29 protein-coding genes and 1 tRNA gene are annotated in these 24,513 nt (G+C 52.7%); 18 read left to right on the top strand and 12 right to left on the bottom strand.

Translation table 11 applies throughout. From position 1 onward, the window contains the following. Position 1: 1 nt before the first annotated feature. Positions 2-211 carry a hypothetical protein gene (locus P3X23_RS10280; protein WP_300876307.1) on the top strand — a complete coding sequence of 70 codons (210 nt, stop codon included), beginning with the start codon at positions 2-4 and terminating at the stop codon, positions 209-211. Here the strand turns inward: P3X23_RS10280 and P3X23_RS10275 are convergent. Genes P3X23_RS10275 through queG form a run of 3 tightly spaced genes read right to left on the bottom strand, consistent with a single transcriptional unit; the run spans position 177 to position 2,866 of the window. Next, on the bottom strand, positions 177-947 hold the full coding sequence (locus P3X23_RS10275) for a response regulator transcription factor (RefSeq protein WP_300876304.1): 771 nt from the start codon (positions 945-947) through the stop codon (positions 177-179). The two genes, P3X23_RS10280 and P3X23_RS10275, sit on opposite strands and share 35 nt — an antisense overlap. A gap of 53 nt (positions 948-1,000) precedes the next feature. Further along, positions 1,001-1,900: a vitamin K epoxide reductase family protein gene (locus tag P3X23_RS10270; RefSeq protein WP_300876301.1), complete on the bottom strand. Its 900-nt coding sequence runs from the start codon at positions 1,898-1,900 to the stop codon at positions 1,001-1,003. A gap of 27 nt (positions 1,901-1,927) precedes the next feature. Further along, positions 1,928-2,866 (bottom strand): tRNA epoxyqueuosine(34) reductase QueG, encoded by a 939-nt coding sequence (gene queG, locus P3X23_RS10265; RefSeq protein WP_300876298.1) that lies wholly within the window; start codon positions 2,864-2,866, stop codon positions 1,928-1,930. 88 nt (positions 2,867-2,954) lie between these two features. Here queG and purE point away from each other — a divergent pair, with 88 nt between their 5' ends. Then, on the top strand, positions 2,955-3,476 hold the full coding sequence (purE, locus tag P3X23_RS10260; protein ID WP_300876295.1) for a 5-(carboxyamino)imidazole ribonucleotide mutase: 522 nt from the start codon (positions 2,955-2,957) through the stop codon (positions 3,474-3,476). Positions 3,477-3,578: 102 nt separating this feature from the next. On the opposite strand, the gene P3X23_RS10255 is transcribed toward purE, so the two are convergent. The 3 genes from P3X23_RS10255 to P3X23_RS10245 are packed head-to-tail and all read right to left on the bottom strand — an operon-like array spanning position 3,579 to position 4,906. Further along, positions 3,579-4,136, bottom strand: coding sequence for a hypothetical protein (locus P3X23_RS10255; RefSeq protein WP_300876292.1), 558 nt, complete (start codon positions 4,134-4,136; stop codon positions 3,579-3,581). Beyond that, positions 4,058-4,351 (bottom strand): Asp-tRNA(Asn)/Glu-tRNA(Gln) amidotransferase subunit GatC, encoded by a 294-nt coding sequence (gene gatC, locus P3X23_RS10250; protein WP_300876289.1) that lies wholly within the window; start codon positions 4,349-4,351, stop codon positions 4,058-4,060. The genes P3X23_RS10255 and gatC overlap by 79 nt, the downstream gene beginning before the upstream one ends. A 33-nt stretch (positions 4,352-4,384) precedes the next feature. Continuing rightward, a complete protein-coding gene (locus P3X23_RS10245) occupies positions 4,385-4,906 on the bottom strand; it encodes a photosystem I assembly protein Ycf3 (RefSeq protein WP_300876286.1) in 522 nt (173 codons plus the stop codon). Positions 4,907-5,082: 176 nt separating this feature from the next. On the opposite strand from P3X23_RS10245, the gene P3X23_RS10240 reads away from it, so the two are divergent. From P3X23_RS10240 to P3X23_RS10230, 3 genes are read left to right on the top strand one after another with little or no spacing between them, the layout of a single operon-like run. Further along, positions 5,083-5,937 (top strand): universal stress protein, encoded by an 855-nt coding sequence (locus P3X23_RS10240; protein WP_300876284.1) that lies wholly within the window; start codon positions 5,083-5,085, stop codon positions 5,935-5,937. 15 nt (positions 5,938-5,952) lie between these two features. Further along, the gene (locus tag P3X23_RS10235) at positions 5,953-6,564 is read left to right on the top strand and encodes a DUF4129 domain-containing protein (protein ID WP_300876281.1); all 612 of its coding nucleotides are present in this window, start codon (positions 5,953-5,955) and stop codon (positions 6,562-6,564) included. After that, complete coding sequence (locus P3X23_RS10230; RefSeq protein ID WP_300876278.1) at positions 6,561-7,697, top strand: DUF4350 domain-containing protein; 1,137 nt, start codon at positions 6,561-6,563, stop codon at positions 7,695-7,697. Before P3X23_RS10235 ends, P3X23_RS10230 begins: the two co-directional genes overlap by 4 nt. 24 nt (positions 7,698-7,721) lie before the next feature. Here the strand turns inward: P3X23_RS10230 and P3X23_RS10225 are convergent, their stop codons facing one another. After that, a complete protein-coding gene (locus tag P3X23_RS10225; RefSeq protein WP_300876275.1) occupies positions 7,722-8,048 on the bottom strand; it encodes a 2Fe-2S iron-sulfur cluster-binding protein in 327 nt (108 codons plus the stop codon). Between the two features lie 189 nt (positions 8,049-8,237). Between P3X23_RS10225 and psbB the strand changes: the two genes are divergently transcribed. From psbB to P3X23_RS10205, 4 genes are all read left to right on the top strand, one after another. Next, complete coding sequence (gene psbB, locus P3X23_RS10220; RefSeq protein WP_300876272.1) at positions 8,238-9,770, top strand: photosystem II chlorophyll-binding protein CP47; 1,533 nt, start codon at positions 8,238-8,240, stop codon at positions 9,768-9,770. Between the two features lie 19 nt (positions 9,771-9,789). Then, positions 9,790-9,888 (top strand): photosystem II reaction center protein T, encoded by a 99-nt coding sequence (locus P3X23_RS10215; RefSeq protein ID WP_300876269.1) that lies wholly within the window; start codon positions 9,790-9,792, stop codon positions 9,886-9,888. A gap of 122 nt (positions 9,889-10,010) precedes the next feature. Beyond that, positions 10,011-11,423 carry a histidine phosphatase family protein gene (locus tag P3X23_RS10210; RefSeq protein ID WP_300876266.1) on the top strand — a complete coding sequence of 471 codons (1,413 nt, stop codon included), beginning with the start codon at positions 10,011-10,013 and terminating at the stop codon, positions 11,421-11,423. Positions 11,424-11,426: 3 nt separating this feature from the next. Beyond that, positions 11,427-12,692, top strand: a complete 1,266-nt coding sequence (locus P3X23_RS10205; RefSeq protein ID WP_300876263.1) for a dihydroorotase — start codon at positions 11,427-11,429, stop codon at positions 12,690-12,692. On the opposite strand, the gene fumC is transcribed toward P3X23_RS10205, so the two are convergent. Next, positions 12,644-14,047, bottom strand: coding sequence for a class II fumarate hydratase (gene fumC, locus P3X23_RS10200; protein ID WP_300876261.1), 1,404 nt, complete (start codon positions 14,045-14,047; stop codon positions 12,644-12,646). The two genes, P3X23_RS10205 and fumC, sit on opposite strands and share 49 nt — an antisense overlap. A gap of 94 nt (positions 14,048-14,141) precedes the next feature. Here fumC and P3X23_RS10195 point away from each other — a divergent pair, with 94 nt between their 5' ends. Then, positions 14,142-14,741 (top strand): cation diffusion facilitator family transporter, encoded by a 600-nt coding sequence (locus P3X23_RS10195; RefSeq protein ID WP_300876258.1) that lies wholly within the window; start codon positions 14,142-14,144, stop codon positions 14,739-14,741. 27 nt (positions 14,742-14,768) lie between these two features. After that, entirely contained in the window at positions 14,769-15,419 is a 651-nt protein-coding gene (hisH, locus tag P3X23_RS10190) for an imidazole glycerol phosphate synthase subunit HisH (RefSeq protein ID WP_300876325.1), read from the top strand. Between the two features lie 12 nt (positions 15,420-15,431). Here hisH and P3X23_RS10185 read toward each other — a convergent pair whose 3' ends face one another. Further along, a complete protein-coding gene (locus P3X23_RS10185) occupies positions 15,432-16,721 on the bottom strand; it encodes a PrsW family glutamic-type intramembrane protease (RefSeq protein ID WP_300876255.1) in 1,290 nt (429 codons plus the stop codon). 214 nt (positions 16,722-16,935) lie between these two features. Here P3X23_RS10185 and P3X23_RS10180 point away from each other — a divergent pair. Next, positions 16,936-17,008, top strand: a tRNA-Ala gene (locus tag P3X23_RS10180). A 51-nt stretch (positions 17,009-17,059) separates the two neighbouring features. Continuing rightward, the gene (locus P3X23_RS10175) at positions 17,060-17,674 is read left to right on the top strand and encodes a primosomal replication protein PriC (protein WP_300876252.1); all 615 of its coding nucleotides are present in this window, start codon (positions 17,060-17,062) and stop codon (positions 17,672-17,674) included. On the opposite strand, the gene P3X23_RS10170 is transcribed toward P3X23_RS10175, so the two are convergent. Together P3X23_RS10170 and chlG are read right to left on the bottom strand one after the other, a co-directional pair. After that, positions 17,671-18,600 (bottom strand): RluA family pseudouridine synthase, encoded by a 930-nt coding sequence (locus P3X23_RS10170; RefSeq protein WP_300876249.1) that lies wholly within the window; start codon positions 18,598-18,600, stop codon positions 17,671-17,673. The two genes, P3X23_RS10175 and P3X23_RS10170, sit on opposite strands and share 4 nt — an antisense overlap. Positions 18,601-18,609: 9 nt before the next feature. Beyond that, positions 18,610-19,605 carry a chlorophyll synthase ChlG gene (gene chlG, locus P3X23_RS10165; RefSeq protein WP_300876246.1) on the bottom strand — a complete coding sequence of 332 codons (996 nt, stop codon included), beginning with the start codon at positions 19,603-19,605 and terminating at the stop codon, positions 18,610-18,612. 198 nt (positions 19,606-19,803) lie between these two features. On the opposite strand from chlG, the gene P3X23_RS10160 reads away from it, so the two are divergent. From P3X23_RS10160 to P3X23_RS10140, 5 genes are all read left to right on the top strand, one after another. Beyond that, positions 19,804-22,716 carry a CHASE2 domain-containing serine/threonine-protein kinase gene (locus P3X23_RS10160; RefSeq protein ID WP_300876244.1) on the top strand — a complete coding sequence of 971 codons (2,913 nt, stop codon included), beginning with the start codon at positions 19,804-19,806 and terminating at the stop codon, positions 22,714-22,716. Positions 22,717-22,910: 194 nt separating this feature from the next. Continuing rightward, positions 22,911-23,165: a cytochrome b559 subunit alpha gene (gene psbE, locus P3X23_RS10155; RefSeq protein ID WP_011057381.1), complete on the top strand. Its 255-nt coding sequence runs from the start codon at positions 22,911-22,913 to the stop codon at positions 23,163-23,165. Positions 23,166-23,172: 7 nt separating this feature from the next. Then, entirely contained in the window at positions 23,173-23,310 is a 138-nt protein-coding gene (gene psbF / locus P3X23_RS10150; RefSeq protein ID WP_011057382.1) for a cytochrome b559 subunit beta, read from the top strand. A gap of 12 nt (positions 23,311-23,322) precedes the next feature. Continuing rightward, positions 23,323-23,436, top strand: a complete 114-nt coding sequence (locus P3X23_RS10145) for a photosystem II reaction center protein L (RefSeq protein ID WP_149820459.1) — start codon at positions 23,323-23,325, stop codon at positions 23,434-23,436. A gap of 44 nt (positions 23,437-23,480) precedes the next feature. Next, the gene (locus P3X23_RS10140; RefSeq protein WP_071823295.1) at positions 23,481-23,600 is read left to right on the top strand and encodes a photosystem II reaction center protein J; all 120 of its coding nucleotides are present in this window, start codon (positions 23,481-23,483) and stop codon (positions 23,598-23,600) included. Here P3X23_RS10140 and P3X23_RS10135 read toward each other — a convergent pair. After that, positions 23,597-24,493, bottom strand: a complete 897-nt coding sequence (locus P3X23_RS10135) for a carbohydrate ABC transporter permease (protein ID WP_367186598.1) — start codon at positions 24,491-24,493, stop codon at positions 23,597-23,599. The two genes, P3X23_RS10140 and P3X23_RS10135, sit on opposite strands and share 4 nt — an antisense overlap. Between the last annotated feature and the right edge of the window lie 20 nt (positions 24,494-24,513).

Below are 24,513 nucleotides of genomic sequence, written 5' to 3'. Positions count from 1 at the left end.
CATGGCACCTTGGCTGGCAGAACTGACGTGGTTATTGGTGGTTTTCGGAGTGTCGCTGTTGATTGCCCTAGGGGTTAAACTGATAGCTCCCCTCTATCCCTTGCCGCCTCATCTGGGTGTTATTCTGCTATTGGTGGTTACCCCTGCACTGTTAATGGCGATTGTCCTGATCAAGCTCAACCAAAGCGATAGCCAAAACCCCGCACCGTGAGAATGTACTGGGGATGGCTAGGATCGGTTTCAATTTTCTCCCGCAGCCAGCGGATGTGGACATCAACAGTTTTGCTGTCGCCAACAAAGTCATGCCCCCACACCTGATCCAGTAACTGCTCCCGTGGCCAAACACGGCGGGGATGACGCATAAACAGCTCAAGCAGTTTGTATTCTTTGGGTGAGAGATTGATCTCCTCTCCACGCAGGGTTACGCGGCATTCTTGGGGATAGAGACAAAGATCGCGGAAGCGCAAAACGGGGGGCACCATGGCCTGTTGAATTTGTGTTCGCCGCAATAGAGCACGACAGCGGGCCAGCATCTCTCGCATGCCAAAGGGCTTTGCCAAGTAGTCATCAGCACCAATTTCAAGGCCAACTACTCGATCAATTTCACTACCTTTGGCACTGATCATGAGAATGGGGACAGTGCAGCCTTCACGGCGAATGAATCGGCATAGATCTAATCCATTGATGCCCGGCAGCATGACATCAAGGATCATCAAATGCACTTTTGGATTTTCAAAGCTAACGTCCGTTAATAGATGGGTATTAATGAGATTCAGGGCTTCATAGCCATCACTGGCCACTAGGGTGTGGTAGCCCTCCTCCTGCAAAGCAAGGACAAGAGTCTCACGAATTAGGTCTTCATCTTCAACAACTAAAATGTTGGCAAGGGCAAGGGGTGTGGCAAAAGTAGCCTTGGCGGGTTCGGCAACTGTATCAATGGAAAGCATAAAAACCTGCGTAGGGCTCAGTTGGCTTCATTCTATCACTGACATTTGTTGCCTTATTGGTTCTTGAAGTTCATTGGGCCTGTGTATTGGCTCAGTTGACTAAGTTCGCTCAGCGATCGCGTGCCGGAGTAAAGCTGATCTTTAATCTCCCACGTCGGATACCCCTTAATCCCCTTGGCACGGCAGCGTTCCACTTGGGGATTGGCACCATTGGGGTCACATTCGACGTAGTTAAGTTCCCGTACCGCCTGCTTGCCAAAGAGTTCCTTTTGATCATGGCAATGGCTACACCAGTAGGCACCATACATCACGGCTCCCACTTGGGTTAAATGGCGAGCTAGGGCAATTTCTGCTGGGCCTGAGGTATTGACGATGGGAATGCCTGGCCCTTCGGCGTTAGCCATCTGGGTGTTGTAGATACCAAAGACCGCCACCAATGTAATCACAGCAGTAATGATGCCGCTGAAAAAGAGCTGACCGCGATCGCTCCATTCACGGCCCACAATGGTCAAGATCAGAAATGTAAAGCTAAAGACGGCTGAGGCAAGGCAATAGGGACAAGTGGCTTTAATCTCTGTTACCAGGATATACATCAAATAACTGCTGAAGCTGGTCATGGCCGTTGCCCCAAGAAAGAGCAAAAGCCAAGTGGTGTTTTCAGCATTGCGGCGGAGTTCTTTTTGCTGCGGCTGGTTGAACAGCAGGGGCAAGGCCGCCAACGACAGCATCCCTGTGTAGGCGACAAACCCAATGAGGGAAAGAGGAATGCCAAAGACCGTTGCCCAAGGGCTATTGAGAACAATATCACAGCCCTCGGTGGGGCAGGCCACCTCCTGATTGGTTAGCTTGGCGATCGTTAGGTAAGCGGTCACTACCATGCCAGCGAGGGCAACCCCGCCAATTAACCACCGCGACCAACGATGAATCCAAGGAGTGGAGCGTCGTCGAACCATAGGTGAGCCTCCGCATTGAATCACAGTTCAATCATACCGACTGCTCGACAGCACCGCTTGGGCATTGCGGCGCCATTGTTCTGGTTTAATCCGCCGCAGGGCAGAACCACGGGTGAGTTCATCCCATGCTTCATCGCTGAGGGTGGCCAGTTCCTCTAGGGATGTCTTCAGGAGAGGCGATCGCGGAGCAAAGTCAGCCACATCGGTGGGCTGAGCAAAGCGTTGATTCCAAGGGCACACCTCTTGACAGATGTCACAGCCTGCAACCCATCCTTCCAAATGAGCGGCAATGGCCGGGGGCAGTTCGGGGGCACGGCTTTCAATTGTGTGGTAGGCAATGCAGCGGTTGGCATCCACCACGTAGGGTTCAACAATGGCTCCCGTAGGACAGGCGGCCAAGCAACGGGTACAGGTGCCGCAGTGATTGGTGTGGGGGCGATCGCCCGTTAACTCTAATGTGGTGATTAATTCTCCCAAGAAAATCCACGAACCATACTGGCGCGAAATCAGATTGCTGTGCTTGCCAATCCAACCAATTCCCCCCTGCTCTGCCCAAACTTTGTCCTGTACAGGGCCTGTATCCACATACCAGCGGTAGTGCATCTCCGGTACCTGTGACTGCAGCCATTGCCCCAAGGCTTGCAGGCGTTTTCCCAAGACTCGGTGGTAATCTCGCCCCCAGGCATAGCGGGCAATTTTCGCCTTGGGGGGCGGCTCTGGATTGGGCTGATAGTAATTGAGGGCAACGGAAATCAGCGACTGTGCTCCGGGCAGGACCGACTGAATATCCTGTCGCCGCGGGTTGGCCATCCACGCCATCTCTCCTTGGAACCCTTGGGCTAACCAGCGTCGTAGGGCCGCCACCCCAGAAGGATGGTCATGGCTATAGGTACGCAAATCCACAATTCCCACCCGATGAAACCCCAACTGACGGGCAAATGCCTTAATTGCAGTAGCAGTGACCATAAAGAAATGATATCTTGTAATATCTTGCGCCGGTGAAAAGGGCTGTAGGATGAGTTTGCACCGTTTGCTGAAGGGGTAAGAAAGAGGAATGTCAAAGACACCACTGGTTGCCATTGTTATGGGCAGTGATTCCGATTTGCCAACCATGCAGGGGGCGATCGCCATCTGTGAACGCTTTGGCATTCCCCACGAAGTGGCTATCCTCTCGGCTCACCGCACTCCCCTGGCAATGGTAGAGTTTGCCCAAAATGCCCATCAGCGGGGTCTGAAAGTCATTATTGCCGGTGCGGGGGGAGCTGCTCACTTGCCGGGCATGATTGCTTCCCTAACCCCCCTACCCGTGATTGGCGTACCCGTGCCGAGCCGCCATTTGCAAGGGCTGGACTCACTCTACTCAATTGTGCAGATGCCCGTTGGGATTCCCGTAGCGACGGTTGCCATTGGCAATGCCCAAAATGCAGGCCTTTTAGCCGTCCAACTGCTAGCCAGTCATAATCCAGAGCTATTAGAGCAAGTGATTGCCTATCGTCAGGAGTTGGCTGCCACTGTAGCCGCTAAGAATGAAAAACTACAAACGCTGGGGGCTAGCGCCTATCTACAACAGCAGTAATCCCTGATTCAGGTGCCAGGGAAGAACCCGAAAGTCTTGCCTTTTGCAAATCAGGTGTGATGCTGTTTTCTCTGCTACGCCCATTGCGGATGAAATATCCCCCTAGGGACAATTGCTGCGCCCCGGTGCAGGCACACACAACTCCCACTCGGCATTGAAGGGTTCGTAGCCCAGAGCCACCCCTGCCTGTTCTGCCTGATGGCGTACCTCCTCAAAGCACTCGAAGCCATCGGGGCGCACGGCAATAATAATGTACTCGCGATCCCGCCGCCCACTGAGATTGGCCAATAACCTGCCGAGTACCGAAGTGGGCTGCGCCAGATCGGCTGTTTTCACAAGGACTCTTTGGGGATGGAGCATGACTCCTTCGCGGCGGCACTCTAGATAGCGTGGGGTGCGTTCGCTATTCTCAGCATTTTCCCGTGCCAAAATTTGCACATTGGTGCGTTCTCGTCCCAGACTGCTGGCACTAATCACCACTACTAAGAGGATTAAAGTGCCAAGGGTACAGGCCAAGACTGAAAGGAAAGGAAATAAGTCCAGTTGGAGGTGATGAGATTGACGCCGCCGCACAGTCTGCTCTACATGATCTTGGGGACGCGGAAGAAATCCTCCTCGCGATCGGGGGCGATCGCCAGTAAATCCTCGCGATTGGGCCACGGCTCCAACTGATCGGGACGGGTGACGTTGCTCACCTCAATTGCACGCGTTGTTGGCGGCACATCCGTGACCTCCAGTTCACTGAGCTGATTCACATACCCCAGAATGCTATCCAATTGCTCGGTCAGGGCTGCAATCTCGCTTTCATCAATGGCCAAGCGCGCTAAGTGAGCCACCTTGCGCACGTCCTCTGCTGTAATGACTTTTGTGGTCATGTTAATTCTTGCCTAGAAGTAAACATTTCTTGCCTAGAAGTAAACATCAATATTAGAGCGACCCGTGGTCTTCAGCCAGTTTTGTGCCTCGATATAGTTATTGGGAGCCAGTTGAATCGCCCGTTTCCAGTACTCTGCGGCGCGATCAAAGAATTGTTCCGCTTCCTCGGGGCGCTGCTGCTCCTCAGCTTGTGTTCCCAAATAGTGGTAGATCACAGCAATGTTATTGAGGGCTTGGGGCAGGCGGGGATTGAGTTCAAGGGCTTGGTGATAATACTCCAGTGCCTTTTCATGATCGCCATTGCTGGCATGGATGAGGCCAATGTTGTAAAGAATATAGCTGCGATCGTTGGGATCCTCTTCCAGTTCAAGGGCTGCTTGGTAGTTTTCTAGCGCCTCGGCGTATTCCCCGTCTGCTTGGGCAGCCATGCCATCGCGGTAATAGGCAAAGGCGGTTTTTGACTGGGCATTGGTGGGCAAGACCTTAAGAATAAGGTCAGCCATGACCGTAAAGGTTTTGTCAATAAAGTTATCGTTCCGTTGCGATCGCGGCATAGAGCTTCCCTGAACGATCTTTTGCTTAGTGTATCAAAAGCACCGCCAGAGAGCGTACTTCTCGCCAATGCCTAAGATTTGTAGCATTCCATCAAGAAGCCCCTAGCTCAGACCTAAGATCATCGTAGTGGCCATCGGCGCCGTGATGCTCACCAGATGTTGGGAGTTTAAGATTTATGATTGAAAATATTCTATTGGCAGACTCAGGAACTGGACAATCCGAACAAATGCTCAAATCGCTGATGGAGTTGCCGGCGATTCAACGAGCCACCGTGACCGTTTTGCACGTGATTTCACCGAAAATCACTGCTGAAGAAATGGCCGAACAACGTCAAGCGGGTGCCAAACTCCTAGCGGAAGCTGTTGCCCGACTGCACCTTGACCCCATCATTAGCGTCAATACCATGCTGCGGGAAGGGGATCCCAAAGATACCGTGTTACAGGTGGCCGATGAAATCAATGCCGACCTCATTATTATGGGGTCGCGGGGACTCAAACGCTTGCAATCTATTCTAGAGAACTCCGTCAGCCAGTATGTGTTTCAACTGTCCTCCCGACCTATGTTGCTGGTGCGCGATGACCTCTTTGTGAAGAAAATCAATCGCATTATGGTGGCGCTCAATAATTCTGCGGCTGCCAAAGCCTCTTTGGATTTAGCGGTACGCCTTATAGAGGGGGTCAAAGGCGGCAAACTCATTCTTGCCCATGTGAATCCAGACCTCAAGGGACATGCCGATACCCCCAGCACTGCTGCTGAAAAAGACGCGATTCTGGCGCAAGCGGCAACCGTGGCCAAACAGCGGCGGGTGGAGTACCAGTGCGTGCTAACCACAGGCAAACCTGGTGAAGAAATTTGCCGCATTGCTGCCGACACCAACGCCGATCTTCTCGTTCTTGGCTCCCCCGATCGCCGTCCGTCGATTGCCCGCAGCTTGCCCGATTTAGATCGTCTTTTGGGTACCTCCCTTTCAGACTATGTGCGGGTCTATGCCGAGTGCCCCGTACTCTTTGTGCGACAATTGGAGGTGTAGTCTGATCTGGCGGCAGTGACCTTTTTTGACGATCTGCGCTGGCAGGGCGATCGCCAGTGGCGACAATGGAGCGAAGCCCTTGAGTACGCCTTTCTCCAACTCTTTCCGCAGCAAAGGGATCAACCACCCCCCTTGGAAACATGGCTGCGCTGGTTCTTTGGGGGGGTACTGTTTGTTGGCCTTGGAGTAGCCCTGTATTTTCTAGGGCGCAGAGTGTGGCGATGGTGGCGGGGGCGATCGCGCTCCTCCTTCCCAACTCCTCTATCTCCTTTGAATGAGCGTCCCAAACCTGTGCGGGAGTGGTTGGAAGTCGCCCAAAACCTACAATTGGCGGGGGACTACCGGGGAGCCTGCCGCGCCCTCTACATGGCCTTGCTCTATCGGTTGCAGGAGGCGGGTTGGCTACCGATACAAGCCCACTGGACCAATGGCGACTACCTGCGGGAATTGGAGCGGCTCTTTCAACTGGGGGAGCGATCGCCCAGCGTACAGCGGAGTATCCAGCACCTCTTTCAAGTTCACAGTCGCAGTTACTATGGTGCCGAGGCAGTGGATGCCGAAACCCTAGCCACTTGTCAAGCCGCCTATTTTGAAGTGGAACCCTTCCTGCGGGGAACCCGGCAATGATCGCGATCAACCGTCGGCAGGGATTTTTCCTTAGCTTCGCTCTCCTTATACTGTTAGTGGTCGGCCTCCTGATTCTGCTGGCGGCACCAAACAACCGCGCCGGCTCCTCCTTTGATTCCTCTTCTTGGGGCACGCAGCAATTTTATGCCTACCTAGAGCAGCAGGGGCTGCAGGTGGAGCGCTGGCAGCGGAACTATGACAACCTCAAAAACCTCAAGGGCAAAGGGCACATTCTCCTTCAAATAAGTGGTCGTCCCCTGGGTTGGCCACCGCCTCTTGTGGAGTGGCTAGCTCAGGGCAATACACTAGTGCGCCTCTATTGGCATGGTGAACCCACCGCCGCCCCCTTTGAGACGCGGCTCTCCATGCCCCAAGGCAATGTCTTAATTGAAACGCGCCGCCGCATTCCCGTCCACCAGGGCGATCGCCCCCTCCTTGCCGATAATTACGGTTGGATTGTCTATCTCAAACGCTCCAATAGTCCCCACAATGATGAACAGCGCATCCTTGGCGTCTATCCTTGGTTAGTGGCCAATGCCTATGGCAGCCAAACCGGTCTTGCCAACTTTGCCATTGTGGCTCAGCTTTTGCAGGAGGTGGTCAAACCGGAGGCAACGATTTACTTTGATGAATGGCTCCACGGCTATCGCCAGCGCACCCCAGAGGAGGTGGTAAGTGGCACCGTCCCTCAGACCCTCTTCGATTACTTCAGTCGTACCCCTTGGTTGGCTGTGGGGTTGCAGTTAGTCCTCTTGTTCTTCTTCCTGCTATGGCAACAAAGCCAACGCTTTGGTTCACTCTTTTTAGAAAAAGAACCCGTCTCGAGTAATAGTGCCGCCTACATTGAAGCCCTCGCAGGCGTTCTTCAGCGGGCACAGCAGCAACAGTTTGTCTTGAAACAGCTGCAAGACTGGCTGCGCGATGATTTGGCCAGTCAACTCGGCCTTGCTATCAATCGTCACCCTCCTCCTAAGGATGCAGAACTCATTCAAGCGTGGCAGACAGTAACGGGGCGATCGCCTGAAGAGCTTCAAGACCTCCTCGATGTCCCCCCCAATGTTGATGATTCTCGGTTACTGCAGTGGCTAGAGCAGGCCGCCAGTCTCCTACAGGCTCTGAAAATGGCTACCTGACTGGCTTCAGTCAGTATTCACAGTCTAGCCCTTGGGCTTTGTCTTCACGTCCACCGGCCCATAGACAAGAGTTTGGCAAGCCAAGCGATAATTCTCTGGCTTACGGCGGAGCTTGCGCTCTTCCACCGGCGTGCGGGGAGAGAGATTTTCCATGCCCTCGACAATCTCAACAATACACGTGCCACACTGGCCGTAGCCTCCACAATTAAAGAGCTTGCCCTTGAGGGTATAGAGGTCAACTCCCGCTTCCATTGCTTTTAAGCGCAGATTCGCGCCGTTGGCAGCAATAATTTCTTTGTTTTCGTTAACAAACTTAATATTTGTGGTCACAAATTCAGCTTTGCTTGCCATAGGAACCTACGCTAGTTACCATTCTTAATACATTCTCATTTTGGCAGAAAAACTGCCCAACCATAGCTGAAGTTACGGGTAAATTGGCCGTTAAACTCTTAGTAGGGAAGCGGTTGTTACCGTGATCCGGCTGCTTAATAAAATTTGTTCATGCAAACGCTAAATTTTTGTATAGGAGGAGCGTAGTCAATGGGACTACCCTGGTACCGAGTCCACACTGTCCTGATCAATGATCCAGGGCGGTTGATTGCGGCCCACCTGATGCACACGGCATTGGTCGCCGGTTGGGCAGGGTCGATGGCTCTTTATGAGCTAGCTATTTTTGATCCCAGTGATCCAGTTCTCAACCCAATGTGGCGGCAGGGAATGTTTGTGTTGCCCTTCATGGCACGGTTGGGGGTCACGGGGTCTTGGAGCGGTTGGAGTATTACTGGTGAAGCGGGGATTGACCCTGGTTTTTGGAGCTTTGAGGGGGTTGCCCTAGCCCACATCGTGCTGTCGGGTCTGTTATTCTTGGCAGCCTGCTGGCACTGGGTCTATTGGGATCTCGAACTCTTCCGCGATCCTCGCACGGGTGAGCCGGCTCTCGACTTGCCGAAAATGTTTGGCATTCACCTGTTCCTTGCCGGTTTACTCTGCTTTGGTTTTGGTGCTTTTCACCTGACGGGTCTTTTTGGCCCTGGGATGTGGGTCTCTGACCCCTATGGCTTGACGGGCAGTGTTCAGCCTGTTGCCCCCGAATGGGGACCCGATGGCTTTAACCCCTACAATCCCGGTGGTGTGGTTGCTCACCATATTGCCGCAGGTATTGTTGGTATTATTGCTGGTCTGTTCCACCTGCTGGTGCGCCCACCCCAACGCCTTTACAAAGCCCTGCGGATGGGGAATATCGAAACGGTACTCTCTAGCAGTATTGCCGCCGTCTTCTTTGCTGGCTTTGTGGTTGCCGGCACGATGTGGTATGGCAGTGCCACCACGCCCATTGAACTCTTTGGTCCGACTCGCTATCAGTGGGACAGTGGCTACTTCCAACAGGAAATTAACCGCCGCGTGCAAGCTTCCCTTGCCAGTGGCGCCACTCTTGAAGAGGCTTGGTCGGCAATTCCAGAGAAATTGGCCTTCTATGATTACATTGGTAATAACCCCGCCAAAGGCGGTCTCTTCCGTACTGGCCCTATGAATAAAGGGGATGGGATTGCCCAAGCTTGGAAAGGCCATGCGGTCTTCCGCAACAAAGAGGGGGAAGAACTCTTTGTCCGTCGGATGCCCAACTTCTTTGAAAGCTTCCCCGTCATCCTCACCGACAAAAATGGCGTTGTCAAAGCCGACATTCCCTTCCGTCGTGCAGAGTCGAAGTATAGCTTTGAGCAGCAAGGCGTTACCGTCAGCTTCTACGGCGGTGAATTGAATGGCCAAACTTTCACCGATCCGCCCACCGTCAAAAGCTATGCCCGCAAGGCCATCTTCGGTGAGATCTTTGAATTCGATAAAGAAACCCTCAACTCCGACGGGATTTTCCGCACCAGTCCCCGTGGCTGGTTTACCTTCGCCCATGCAGTCTTTGCCTTGCTCTTCTTCTTTGGTCACATTTGGCATGGTGCCCGTACCCTGTTCCGCGATGTCTTTTCTGGAATTGATCCAGAACTGTCGCCGGAGCAAGTGGAATGGGGCTTCTACCAAAAAGTCGGCGATGTCACCACTCGTCGCAAAGAAGCGGTCTAGTCATTCCTAGGGGACTACTATGGAAACCATCACCTACGTTTTCATCTTTGCGTGCATTATTGCCCTGTTCTTCTTTGCTGTCTTCTTCCGTGAGCCTCCTCGGATCACCAAGAAGTAACTTCTGACCCATCACCCAATAGGTCTTTAATACTCGCCGATCGCCCCTGCGGTCGGTTTTTTGATTTTCAGAAGGATGATGCCCACTAATTTCTAGATCTTTCGCTTTTGCAGCCGTGGTTTTTGGTACAGTCTTTATGGCACGGCCAAGCTTGTTGTCTGTCAATCGCTAAGGAGAAAGCTCTGAGTACCCGAGTCATTATTGTCCGCCACGGTGAAAGCACGTTTAATGTTCAAGAGCGGGTGCAAGGTCAAAGTGATGCCTCTTCCCTCACGGAGCGTGGTCATTGGATGGCAGCTCAGGTGGGTCTTGCCCTGCGGGGCATTCCCATCCGTAAGATTTACACCAGTCCCCTGAAACGGGCTAAGGAAACTGCGGAGGGCATCCATGCTCAGCTCCAAAACCCTGAACTCAGGCCACCCCACTCCCTTGATCTACTGAAAGAGATTGCGCTGCCAGCTTGGGAAGATCTGCCCTTTGCCGAGGTGAAGGCACGGTTCCCAGAGGACTATCGCCGCTGGCAAGAAGCCCCAGAAACCTTGATGATGAAAATCACTACGGAAAGTGGCCAAACCAAGGAATTTTTCCCCCTGTTGGATCTCTACGACCGCGCGGGCATGGTCTTGGAAGCACTGCTGGCGGCTCACGAAAATGAAACGATTGTTATTGTTGGCCACAGCGGCATGAATCGTGCCCTGATTTGCACTGGTCTCGGCTTGGGGGTCAAGGGCTATCTGCGGCTCCAGCAGGCGAATGGCGGTATCAGTGTCTTAAATTTCAGCAATGGCTTGCGACAACCGGCTCAACTGGAAGCGCTCAATCTCACTAGCCATCTCAACGATCCCTTTCCCCAGCCCCGATTTAAGGAGCAAACGCTGCGTATCTTTCTTGTCCGCCATGGTGAAACTGACTGGAATCGCGAGGGACGCTTTCAAGGACAAATGGATGTCCCCCTCAATGAGAATGGCCGTGCCCAAGCGGCAACGGTGGCTGAGTTCCTCAAGGAGGTGACTTTCCACCATGCTTTGAGTAGTCCACTACTGCGTCCTAAGGAGACCGCTTTGGCTATTTTGCAGTACCACCCTGATGTAACGCTAGAGCTAGAGCCTGCCCTGGTGGAGATTCGTCACGGCGATTGGGAGGGAAAGTTTGAACCAGAGGTGGAGGCGGCATATCCGGGTGAGCTGGAACGCTGGCGGACAACCCCTGCCCTTGTGCAAATGCCTAACGGAGAAAACCTTGAACAGGTGCGCGATCGCGTGGTTAAGGCGTGGGAAGAGTGGCTAAAACGCTGGAAAACCAATACCCCCACTCCCCACAATGTTTTGGTTGTAGCTCACGATGCCACTAATAAGGTTTTGCTCTGCCACATCGTTGGCCTCGGCATTGAAAACTTCTGGCTTTTTAAGCAGGGGAATGGCAGCGTCACGGTGATTGACTATCCCCTCACAGGAGGTCTGCCACGATTGCAGGCAGTGAATATCACTACCCACTTGGGGGGCGTGCTGGATCGGACCGTAGCGGGGGCTTTATAGGCCATGGGGTGGCGACTGTTGCAACAGGTGCGGCTGCTGGATCCTGTCAACCGCCAAGATTGGCGCGCGGATGTGCTGCTAGACAATGATCAACTGGTGGCGATCGCGCCCCAAGCGGTGCCCGCTGACGCGGAAATCCTCCCAGCCAGCAATTGGATTTTAGCGCCGCCCTTGGTGGATCTCTACAGCCACAGTGGTCAGCCGGGCTATGAAGCGCGAGAAACCCTAGAAAGTCTTTTAGCAGCGGCAGCTGCCGGTGGGGTTCAGCATTTAACCCTCTTGCCCACCACAGACCCCCCCATTGATCATCCCGCTGTTTGGCAAGCGCTACAGCAACAGATTCCTGATACCGCTTGGGCACAGGTACGGGTTTGGGGCGCCCTCACCCAAGGCTGTAGGGGCACAGCACTAACGGATTTAGCTGAACTGGCAGCCAGTGGTGTGGTTGGCTTTTGCGATGACCAGGGGTTGACCCATTGGCCCTTGGTGCAGCGGGCACTGACCTATCTCCAGCCCCTAGGGAAACCCACTGCCCTTTGGCCCTTTGACCCGGTCTTGGCGGCCAATGGCGTGGCACGGCAAAGTGGGGTAGCTACTCGCTTAGGATTGGTGGAGCAACTGGTCTGCTGTGAAACGATTCCCCTATTGGCGATCTTAGAACTGGCACGCACGGTCTCAACGCCGCTGCACCTAATGCGCCTCTCAACAGCCCGCAGTGTTGAGATTCTGGCTAAGGAGAAGCCTGCCCACGTCAGCGCCAGTGTGTCGTGGTTACATTTGCTCTTTACAGTTGAGGATTTAGCCAGTTATGATCCGAATCTCCGCCTTGCTCCTCCCCTAGGAACGGTCGGCGATCGCCAAGCCCTGATTGAGGGAGTTAAAACAGGGGTGATTGAGGCGATCGCCATTGACCATACTCCCCTACTCTACGAAGAGAAAATGGTTTCCTTTGCGGAGGCACTCCCCGGCGCCATTGGTCTCGAATTAGCCCTTCCTGTCCTGTGGCAGGAACTCGTTGCCAGGGAACACTTGAGTGCCCTTGAGCTTTGGCATGCCCTCAGTACGGCACCCGCACGAATTTTGGGCATGGAGCCACCCCGTCTCGAACTGAACAGTCGCAACTTTGTTCTTTTTGATCCAACTGTGAGTTGGACGGTGACGCAGCAAAGCTTGCGATCGCGGGCCCGTAATACCCCATTTTGGCAGCAGGCTGTGCGGGGTCAATTGGTGCCCTTCTCACCAAGCATCAACTCTGGCCGCACCCACTGATCAAACTCCTCAGCCGTGAGGTAGCCCAATTCCAGCGCCGCTGCCTTGAGGGTCTTGCCTTCCCTGTAGGCTTTTTGGGCCACTGTAGCCGCCCTGTCGTAGCCGATGTGGGGGTTCAAGGCCGTCACTAACATCAGCGATCGCTCCAAGTGAGTTTGAATTTGCTCCCGATTGGGTTCAATGCCCGCCAAGCAAAACTCTGTAAAAGTTTGTCCCGCGTCACTGAGAAGTTCAATTGAGTGCAGCACATTGTGAATGATGAGGGGCTTAAAGACATTGAGTTCAAAATTCCCTTGACTGCCGGCAATGCCAACCGCCGCATCATTGCCCATTACCTGAACACAGACCATTGTCAGGGCTTCACATTGGGTAGGATTCACCTTCCCCGGCATAATGGACGACCCCGGTTCATTGGCAGGCAAAATGAGTTCCCCTATCCCACAGCGTGGACCAGAGGCCAACCAGCGAATATCGTTGGCCATTTTCATCATCGCCGCTGCTAAGGTTTTTAAGGCACCACTGAGCATCACCAAGGGATCATGGGCGGCTAGGGCGGCAAAAGGATTCTCTGCTTTACAAAAGGGATACCCCGTCATTTGTGCCAATTCGGCAGCCACGCGATCGCCAAAGCCGCGGGGCGCATTCAGACCAGTACCCACTGCTGTAGCGCCAATAGCCAGAGGATATAAATGCTGCAAGACGTATTCAATGTGGGTTTGGCACGCCGCAATTTGACTGGCATAAGCAGAAAATTCCTGGCCAAGGGTGAGGGGCACGGCATCCATCAGGTGGGTGCGCCCAATTTTAATAATCTCCGCAAAAGCCGTCACTTTTTCCTGCAACACCCCCAAGAGGCGGCGCAGCATGGGCAACAGTTGCTCGTGCAGTTCTATGACCACAGCCACATGCATTGCCGTTGGAAACGTGTCATTAGAAGACTGGCTGCAGTTGACATGATCATTGGGATGAATCGGATTTTTGCTCCCTTTAATGCCCCCCGCCAGTTCAATGGCTCGGTTAGCAATCACCTCATTGACATTCATATTTGTTTGAGTGCCACTGCCCGTCTGCCAGATAGAAAGGGGAAATTGATCGTCCCACCGTCCCTCAATCACCTCGGTGGCCGCTTGAATAATCCATGCTGCCTTATCAGCAGCTAACACCCCTAGGTTGCGGTTGGCAATCGCGGCTGCCTTCTTGACCCGTGCCATGGCATGGATCACCTCTAGGGGCATCCGTAGGCCACCAATGGGAAAATACTTTAGGGAACGTGCCGTCTGTGCCCCCCAGTAGCAGTCTGCTGGCACTTCAACGGCACCCAAGGCATCGTATTCTATGCGAGTCGCGGTTGTCATTCAGAGGATCAAACCAAGGAGCAAAAACTAAAGCGCACTGCTTTGTGTGCCAAGATGATTCGAATAATATCCTAAAAGTATTTGGGGAAAGCCAGTGTCAGACTGCGGTTGTCACATTGAAGCGAAAAATGCGGCGGAGCGCAAAACCCTGCGCATTGTCCTTCTTGTCAATGGGGTGATGTTTCTGGTGGAGTTGGGTAGCGGCATTCTTGCCCATTCCACCGCACTGATTGCAGATTCTCTTGATATGCTTGCCGATGCGCTGGTCTATGGCCTCTCCCTCTATGCTGTGGGGCGATCGCCAAAACACAAAAGCCGTGCAGCAGGTCTGAGTGGTCTTTTTCAAATGACCCTTGCAGTTTTAATTTTGGGGGACGTGCTCCGTCGCTTTATAGTGGGTAGGACGCCGGAAGCCGATTGGATGATAGCGATCGCCCTCCTTGGACTGGCGGCCAATAGCTATTGCCTTTATCTCATTGCCAAGCATCGGCGAGGGGAGGTGCACATGCGCGCCAGTTGGATTTTTACTCAAAATGATGTGATTGCCAATGTGAGCGTGATTATTGCCGGGGGACTGGTTGCCCTCTTTCGATCCCCTTATCCCGATTTAATTGTGGGGTTTGGCATCGCCAGCCTTGTGCTCTGGGGAGGGATTCGCATTGTGCGGGATGCAAGGAACCTCCCTGTAGAATAAGTAGGGTGACTTTTGGGGACATCTCCTGTGGGCGCACCAGCGATCGCAATCATTGACTACGATATGGGCAACCTACATTCCGTCAGTAAAGCTTTGGATGTGGTGGGGGCAAGACCCTTAGTCAGCGATCGCCCTAGTGAAATTTTTGCTGCTGACGCCGTAGTCCTGCCCGGCGTAGGTGCCTTTGACCCAGCCATGACTCATCTCCACAAGCGGGAACTGGTGCCTGTGATCCAGCGGCTGATTCAGCAGGGAATGCCCTTCTTGGGGATTTGCCTTGGCCTCCAAGTGCTTTTTGAATGCAGCGAAGAAGGAACAGAAGCCGGCCTCAGGATTTTTGCTGGTAAAGTCAAACGCTTTCAGTCTGAACCCGGCCTCACAATACCCCACATGGGCTGGAACCAACTCATCCTAACGCAATCTGGCTGTCCTCTTTGGCAAGATTTACCGCCCACCCCTTGGGTGTATTTTGTCCACACCTATTTTGTTGCCCCCGCTGAGCCAACATTGGTGGCCGCAACTGTCCATCATGGTCAGCAAACTGTAACAGCTGCAATCGCCCGCAACAATGTCTTTGCTTGTCAATTTCACCCTGAAAAGTCGGGTAAGATTGGCCTCCAAGTTCTCCACAACTTTGTTACTCTAGTCAAACACCAGCAGCCCTCCCATTGGGAGTAGCCAAGACTTCCTCTAACGATAACCATAGAACCGTGTGGCAAAGTTTTGCGATCGCGTGGGAGATAGTTGCCGCGCTTTCAAAATAGCAGCGGTGAGAAACATATAGGCCAAAATTCCCACCACTGCTAACCCCATTGGACCAAAACGGGTGGCAGCCGTATTCCAAAGTGCATGGAGAAAGGCCGCTAGACCTAGGCCAACCATTAAAATCAAGGGTGCTCGATGAGGGCGCAACACACTCAAGCCCGCACAATAGCCCAAGTAGCTGGTGTAGGCCATGTGTCCTGTGAGCGATCCCAAGACCCGTGGAATCAGCACCTGTAGGCCTGCTAAATGACCAAATTGACCGGCAATACTCGGGACGTACTGCCCAAGGGTTTCTATCCAAGTAAACCCAAGTGCGGCAGCGGCTCCTAAGAGAATGCCATCAAGGGGTTCCCATACCCCCACCTTTTGCTTCCATGGACTCGGTAGCCATCGCCCCAACCCGTAGGCCACAGCAATTGGCAAGGCCTTGAGTAACTCTTCCATTAACCCGGCGCCAATGAAGTTGTGGCTGAATAAGACCCAAAATGACGCATGGGGCGGATGCAGTTGGCCGGGTAAGATTCTGCGGAAAAAATAGATCATCGTTGGCAAAATCGGGCTTTGGAGAATTAAAATTTCTAGGGTCAACGTCCCTAGGAGCACCCATAGAGGTTTGCGTTTGCCACAAAGTTGATAAATAAAGTAATAGGCAGCACTGCCCAAATAGAGTGCCAAGACTACCTTGAAGGCATCAGGGGAGCCAGCAGTGGCAAACAGCAAGATGACTGCAATAACAGTAACAATGCCCGGGACAAGATAAGCTTTGCGCACCCAATCGGGATCGATTGCAAAAATAGGCAGGAGTTGGGTGAGGGTAAGGGGTTGATCAGGCTGAGTAGTCACAACTTCGGTGAGGGGCAGATACTCTAAAACGAATTCAGGGCCTTGGCGTCCCAATTGAATGTGATCGCCGGCATTGAGCAGGGTTAATGTCTTCACTCGCTGTTGGTTGACATAGGTGCCATTGACACTCCCTAGGTCAGCGATCGCCCACATGGGAATACCGCCACGCTTTTGACAGGTAAGTTGGGCATGGTGGCGGGAAACAGAAGTATAAATGTGAGCGTCAAGGACAATGTGGCAAGTATCGGGATCACGGCCAATAATTGTCACATCTTCTTGGGAGAGCCAAAATTGCGCCATTTCAGGGGAAATTTGCCGCAGTACCCCTGCATACTTCAACGTTGAATTGAGGGGAGAGCGATCGCGATTCATTCGTAGATCAACTGCAAGGGGGACGGTAAGACTCCCACAGTCCTACCTGCTCAGCACTCACACCCACTATACACTGAGCACTAGATACTTCCTTTGATCGACAAGGCGATCGCGGGAAGGGAAGTGAGCGGAAAACTTAAATGCCAATTCTTTGCTCTGGGGGACAGAGTTGACAAAAGTAGCACTTTGCGCAAGAATAAAAATCTGCTGATTCGGGGCTATAGCTCAGTTGGTAGAGCACTTCAATGGCATTGAAGGGGTCAGCGGTTCGAATCCGCTTAGCTCCATAGAAGTGAACCCTCCCCTAATCCATGAATGAGTCAGCAAGCCCGTCTGAATTGAGTCAAGTCTTGGAGTGTATTCAAGGCATCCAGAATAGCATTCAGCAAATTGATAAAAAGCTAGACATCCACATTGCTACCACAACTGAGCGCTTTCAACGCCTTGAAGAAAAAATTGATGCTGTTGAAGGCAAGCTAGAGCAGCAGATCCATGCCGTTGAAGCAAAACTGGAGCAACAGATTCATGCTGTTGAAGCAAAGCTAGAGCAGCGGATCAATGCGGTGGAATCAAGATTAGAACAGCAAATTCAGACCGTTGAGTCTCGATTAGAACAGCGGATTAGTACTGTTGAATCAAAGCTAGAGCAGCAAATCAAGACTCTTGAACAGCGAATTAGTGCTGTTGAAGCAAAACTAGAGCAGCAAATCAAAGCCCTTGAGTTTAAGTTAGAGCAACAGATCAGTGCTCTTGAAACAAAGTTAGAGCAGCAAATTAAAGGAGTGGAGGCGCAACTGGGACAACGGATCAGCACTATTGAAGTGACGTTGCAGGATATCTCTAAACGCCAAGCGGGAACGGATGCGCGCCTATGGGGATTTCTCGTGGCACTCTTGATTGCCACAGTGGGTTTACTGGCAAAGCTCTTGATGTTTGATTTGCCGCAGCCTTAGGGAGCAGTATTCTGGCGCAATGTGCGCAACAATTTTTCTAAATGCTTTGGCAAAGGGGCGATCGCGACCACTTCTTTACCTGTCCGCGGATGCCGCAACTGTAGGCGATAGGCATGGAGGGCTTGGCCAGGAAGCTTCACTTTCAGGGGGCTGCCTCGGCCATAGAGGGGATCTCCCAACAGTGGCCAGCCCAAGTGGGCGGCATGAACGCGAATTTGATGGGTACGACCGGTCTCAAGGCGGAACTCCACAAGGGCACAGTGGCGAAACCGTTCCTTTACGTACCAGTGGGTAATTGCTAGGCGGCCTTTTTCCGGGGGTACCACTGCCATCTTTTTGCGATCCATTGGGTGACGCCCAATCGGAGTGTTTACAGTCCCCATTTCTTGGGGAGGCTGGCCATAGACCACCCCCAAGTAGTGGCGCTGCATTTGTCGCGTTTTCAATTGTTGTTGTAGATGCTGCAGCGCAAACTCCGTTTTGGCGACAACCATGACCCCAGAGGTGTCTTTGTCTAAGCGGTGCACAATCCCCGGCCGCTGGACACCACCAATACCCGTCAAATCAGGACAGTGAGCCAATAAACCATGAACTAGCGTGCCGTGGCTATGACCAGGGGCAGGATGGACCACCAAATCCACGGGTTTATCGAGAATGAGCAGCTCTTCATCCTCGTAGAGAATACTTAGGGGCAGGGGTTCGGGGACTAACGCCAGCGGCTCTGGCTCAGGCAGCACCACCTCCAGCACATCACCGCCGCTGAGGGGCTGATTTTTGCGAGCGCACACTTGGCCATTGAGGCGCACATGCCCTTGTTGGATCAATTGCTGCCAGCGCGATCGCGAGAGTTTAGAATGCTGCTGGGCAAGGAACGTATCGAGGCGATCGCCCCCCTTTTCTACCCGAAAGGTCAGCGCCGTCGTCATTCCCTCCTATTACACCAGTGTATGGCCAAGGGCTAAACCCACCACCAACATGCCTAGAACTAGAAAGGGCTGGGCACTGGCTTGGTACTTCACATCGTTTTTCAGGGGATCCCTCAGGAAGTACATATCCTGAAACACAATTTGCGGAATAATCAGCAAAATGAGTAGCACTGCGTAGAGATTGGCATGAATTGCCATCAAGTAGCCCGCAATCCCCAATTGGAAAATGTCAATCATCAAGACACAAATCCATGCGGCGGTCGTGACGCCAAACATTACCGGCAGTGACGCCAAGCCCAGTTGGCGATCGCCCTCAACACTTTTGAAGTCGTTGACAATGGCAATACCCAAGCCCGCCAGACTATAAATCAACGTCAAAATCACAATTGTCGGCGTCAATTCACCAAAAAGCGCATGGCCTGCCCACCATGGCAATGCAATATAGCTTGCCCCCAAGGCATAATTACCGAGCCAACCATTCTTTTTCAGTTTCAGAGGCGGTGCAGAGTAAATATAGGCCAAAAAGCTCCCCAGCAAAGCAATTTTGGTCACGGGGAATGTGGGATGATTGGCCCATAGATCCAGTAAGACAGCAAGACTTAAACCCGCGAGAACCAAAACAATAATCTGTGCCCGCACTTGATTGAGGGAAATCGCCCCTGAGGGAATCGGGCGGTAAGGCTCATTGATTGCATCAATCTCGCGATCGTAGTAATCATTCAGCGTTTGCGTATAGCCGGCCATCAAAGGCCCCGATAGCAGCATACAGGTGGCTGCCTTGAGCACATCCTCTAGGCTCCAAGTAAATCCTCCCGACGATGCAGCGCCACAGACAACACCCCACATGAGGGGAATCCACGTAATCGGCTTCATCAATTGCAGGCGAATTTTCCAGATATTGGTCTCGCCGCTTTTGGCACCTTTCATGCCCAGCAGTTGACGTGCCGCTGCCGTTGTAGTTTCCGAGGATGTTGAAGTCGTCGTTGAATCGGGGATTTCCGTCATAGCGCTTGTTGTGCTCAGCAATCACCTCACTGATTATAGTCGTTTCCCTTTCTTCAAGAACTCCCTACTCTAAAGCAAAAAGGAGGTAATGCTGTATTATGTGCCTCAATTTGCCGATCGCCAGTGCCGTAGATCAGGATAGAAGCAAAACTGCCTTTAGAATCTTTCAGCGTCAGCAGAACAGCCCTAGATTGTGCCATGACTCCTGTATCTACCTTTGATCATCTTAAACGCACTTTACCGGCGCTCATTGCGACCGCGATCGCCACAGTGGGCGTCCTTGCCCTGCGGCTGGGCGGCCTGCTAGAACCTTTGGAATTAAGAGTCTATGACCAATGGCTGCGCTGGCGATCGACACCGGCCACATCTGAGCGACTTCTGATTGTCAAGATTACTGAAGCTGACATTCAAGCCCTCAAGCAGTACCCGATTCCTGACGAAGTGCTCATTCAAGCCGTCAATGAGTTGCAAAAGTATCAACCCAAGGTCATTGGCATTGATATTTTTCGCGATTTTCCGATTCCCGATCGCTTCAAACCACCCACTGATGTGCTACCTTCCCTCGGGCGGGTGATGATGACCCAGCCCAACATTGTCATTGTCTGCAAAGTAGGGAGCGAAGCGGATCCCGGAATTGCCCCTCCCGCTGGAGTGCCGAATGCACAGGTGGGGTTTGCTGACATTCCCATTGATGATGATGGAGTAGTACGCCGTGCCATTCTCGCCAGCCGTCCAGAGGCTGGTGACCGCTGCTTTACCCCTCAATCCTTTGCTCTGGCCTTGGCGCGCGTTTTTCTGGGGATGAATCCCCAAGCCGTGACTCAGAACCACCTTGAATTAGGAACGGCTCATTTTCAGGCCTTAACCAGCAACTGGGGGGGCTACAGCAACCTAGATGCTGCAGGGTTTCAGATCCTAATTAACTATGCCCATCCGCCCCAGCCCTATGAAACAGTCACCCTAAGCGAGGTGCTGACAGGTCAAGTGCTGCCCTCGAAGGTACGCGATCGCGCCGTACTTATTGGCCTCACTGACAGCGGCAGCAGCGACAAGTTTTTGATTCCAATAGCATTGCCGGGTCAAACCAATCGCCTTACCCCCGGTGTAGTGGTTCAAGCAGCCATCCTTGAAGATCTACTGGCAGCGGCTCTCGATCACCGTTCTCCCATCGGTACATGGCCGCAGGGGGCGATCGCCCTTTGGATTCTAGTTTGGTCTGGCTTGGGTGCCCTGATCATTGCCAGGGGACACCGCTGGGTGATTGTGCCGCTGTTGGTGGCCGGAGGATTGGGCTTAAGTGGCCTCACCTTTCTGTTCTTTTTACAGGGAAGTTGGATTCCCTTAGTCGCACCTCTTGTTGGCTTTGGTGGCGCTGCGGTTTTCCTGCTGGGCTACCGCGCTATCTCTAGCCCCTCTCCACCAGCGGCTACTCCCTTGCAGTTAATGACTGAAGGCATGGGTCAACCCACCACACCTGAATCAGCTCCTATTTTGGAAATCCCTGAAACCCCGCCAACGCAAGTCTCGTGCTTCGAAACGGATGCCAACGCAACGGTGCTGCAACCCGAAACGGCGATTTCCTTTACCCCCGTCGAGCCAGTACCAGCTCCTCCCACTGGGGATAAACCCCACGCAGCACCCACCCTCATTACCTCCGTCGTCGATCAAATTCCGCCCACAGAGACGCGCAAGACACCGCCACAACCCGTTACCGAAAGGGAAACCTTTTTAGTGGTTCACGCTGATGAGGCCGCACCTACCGCTACCGATTTGCCAAAAACTGCCACGACCGCTCCTGAACCCACAAATGCTGATCTTCCCGAAACTCAGATGGTGGTTCCTACTGCTCAGCCGGCAGCTCCCTCAGAAGTACCCTCGGCAGTGCGCCCTGATTTAGCGGAAACCCAACTGACGGTTCCCGAGGCCTTGACAACCATCCCGCAGACCCCTAATATCCCCAATCCCAATTTGCCTGAAACACAACTTCCCCTTCCTCAGCCACTGGCTACCTCAGAATCAATCTTGATGCCATCAACCCAGTTGGCAACCAGTGCGGATTTGCCTGAAACCCAATTGCCAATTCCAGAGACTCTGCGGACAGACCTACTGGAAACACAACCGTCCAACCCTGCCCCCCTGACTGCACCGCCTGCAGATCCCACTCAGCCCCCAGAGGTGATTTGCACTGTGGCAGTCCCCTCGCCGGCACACCCCACCACAGAGACGCAAACCCCAAGCGGCACTCAGTCAAAAACCACCGTCGTTTCTGACATTGCCGAAGAACCTAGTGAACCACTGCCTCAGACGGTGGGGGGACGCTACCGTGTCCTGAGTCAACTGGGGGAAGGAGGATTCGGACGGACGTTCTTGGCTGCGGATCTACACCTGCCGGATCATCCGATTTGCGTGGTCAAGCAGTTAGTGCCCTCCCGTAAGGATGAACGCTTTTTGGCCATTGCCCGTCGCCTCTTTCGGCGGGAAGCAGAAACATTAGCGCAATTGGGTGAACACGAGCATATCCCTCGACTACTGGCTTACTTTGAGGAGGGGGGATATTTTTATCTCACCCAAGAGTATGTGGATGGCGAATCCCTCAAAGAGGAATTTGAAAAGAAAATAACTCTCTCCCAAGCTGAAGCCCTCGCCATTCTCAAGAGTATTCTGGAGATTTTGCAGTATGTGCATCAGTTTGGGGTGGTGCATCGGGATATTAAGCCCGCCAATATCTTGCGCCGCCGCAGTGATCAACAACTGTTTTTGATTGACTTTGGGGCGGTACGCCATGTCCAGCCGGAAGATTTACTTCAGCACGGCAAATACACGATTTCGATTGGTACCCGTGGTTATGCCCCTAGCGAGCAAATGGCAGGACGACCCGTGATTGCCAGTGATATTTACTCTTTGGGCATGGTTATTGTTGAGGGCTTGACAGGACTTGCTCCAATGGATTTGCCCTCTGATCCCCACACGGGGGATATTATCTGGCAGCCAGGACGGCATCTCTCGCCGCAGTTTGTTGCCATTATCAACAAAATGATTAGGTATAACTTTCGCGATCGCTACCAGAGCGCCGAGGAGGTACTCAATGATTTAGCCAAAGCCGGCCTCTAGTAAGCCGCCGTTTGCGAATGTTTGGATTCTCTAGAGCGCTTGCAGGTCTACAACAGCAGTTTGCCCACTTTTGTCGCTGCTTTATCTTTGACAGAGGGGTGGATTGACGTAGTTAAATCCTTGTGAAAAAAAGCTGTATGATGGATAGTAGCGTTTCCTTTGCTCAACATTAGACACTTTGGAGGCATCGCAACGTGGCTGGAACGACAGGAGAACGACCATTTTCCGACATTATTACGAGTGTCCGTTATTGGGTGATTCACAGTATCACCATTCCGGCATTGTTTATTGCAGGCTGGCTTTTTGTCAGCACCGGCTTGGCCTATGATGTGTTTGGCACACCCCGCCCTGACAGCTACTATGCCCAGGAACAGCGGTCTATTCCCCTGGTGACCGATCGCTTTGAAGCCAAACAACAAGTTGAAACCTTCTTAGAACAGTTGAAGTAGGATTGCCATGACCAGTAACACTCCTAATCAAGAACCCGTTTCTTACCCCATTTTTACGGTCCGCTGGGTGGCCGTTCATACGCTTGCTGTGCCCACGATTTTCTTCCTCGGGGCGATCGCGGCAATGCAGTTTATCCAACGTTAGGAAGGTACAGCCATGGAACCAAATCCGAATCGTCAGCCCGTCGAACTGAATCGCACATCCCTGTATCTAGGACTGCTGTTGATCTTCGTCCTTGCGTTGCTTTTTTCGAGCTACTTCTTTAACTAAAACTCTTTCCTATAACCGAATTTGCTTAGGAGGAATTCATCATGTTGTCTGAAGGTGGACGTATTCCCCTGTGGATTGTGGCCACTGTGGCCGGCATGGGAGTAATTGTCATTGTTGGACTTTTCTTCTATGGCGCCTACGCGGGTCTTGGCTCCTCTCTCTAGAAGTTGGGGTCTTGGCGCGTACGCAATTGCAGCCAGATGAGTCCAAGAGTCGCTGCCAAAAGCACCGTTGCCGCCGCAGCGGCATAACCAAAGTCGAATAATGCAAAGGCCTGTTGGTAAATATAAAATACCAGCAGGTTTGTTGTATCTAGGGGGCCACCACCAGTCACCACATAGACCTGTTCAAAACTGCGCAAGGTAAAAATTGTGGTTGTCACAAACACAAGAATTAAAGTAGGTCGCAGCCCCGGCAGTGTAATGTAGCGAAACTGTTGCCAAGGATGAGCACCATCGAGGAGGGCAGCTTCATAGCGATCGCGAGGAATGGTTTGCAACCCTGCCAAAAAAACCACTAGATTAAACCCCAACTGCTTCCAACTACTGAGCAAAATCAGCACCGGCATTGCCCATGCCGGATCACTCAGCCAAGCAATGGGTTTACCCCCTAATGTTTGCACCAGTTGATTCACTGGGCCATTGGTTTGAAACAACCAACGGAACCCTAACCCTGCGGCCACAATTGAGGTCATCGTCGGTAAAAAGTAGGCTGTACGCAAAAGATCCCGTCCGGCAATTGCTTGGTTGAGACCCACCGCCAATAGTAAAGGCAGCGCAATCGTCGGTAGCACCGTTGCCACTGTGAAATAGAGCGTATTGCCAATCACCTGCCAAAAATCTGGACTCAGGAGCAATCGCTGATAATTTTGCAGGCCAACCCAACGCACCCCTTCCTGAGTAAAACTACCGGTTGTAAAACTAAGATAGACTAGGTACAAAATTGGCAAAAAAACAAAAATTGTCAGAAACGACAGGGCAGGTAACAGGAATAACCAAGCTACCCCTATCGATGACAAAAAAACATTCCCCCATCGTAGGAATCGCGATCGCACCATTGGCAAAGATGATGACCCCA

It is taken from the genome of Thermosynechococcus sp. Uc (assembly GCF_029335995.1).
Lineage (GTDB): Bacteria > Cyanobacteriota > Cyanobacteriia > Thermosynechococcales > Thermosynechococcaceae > Thermosynechococcus.
This window is presented reverse-complemented; position numbering and strand designations above follow the sequence as displayed.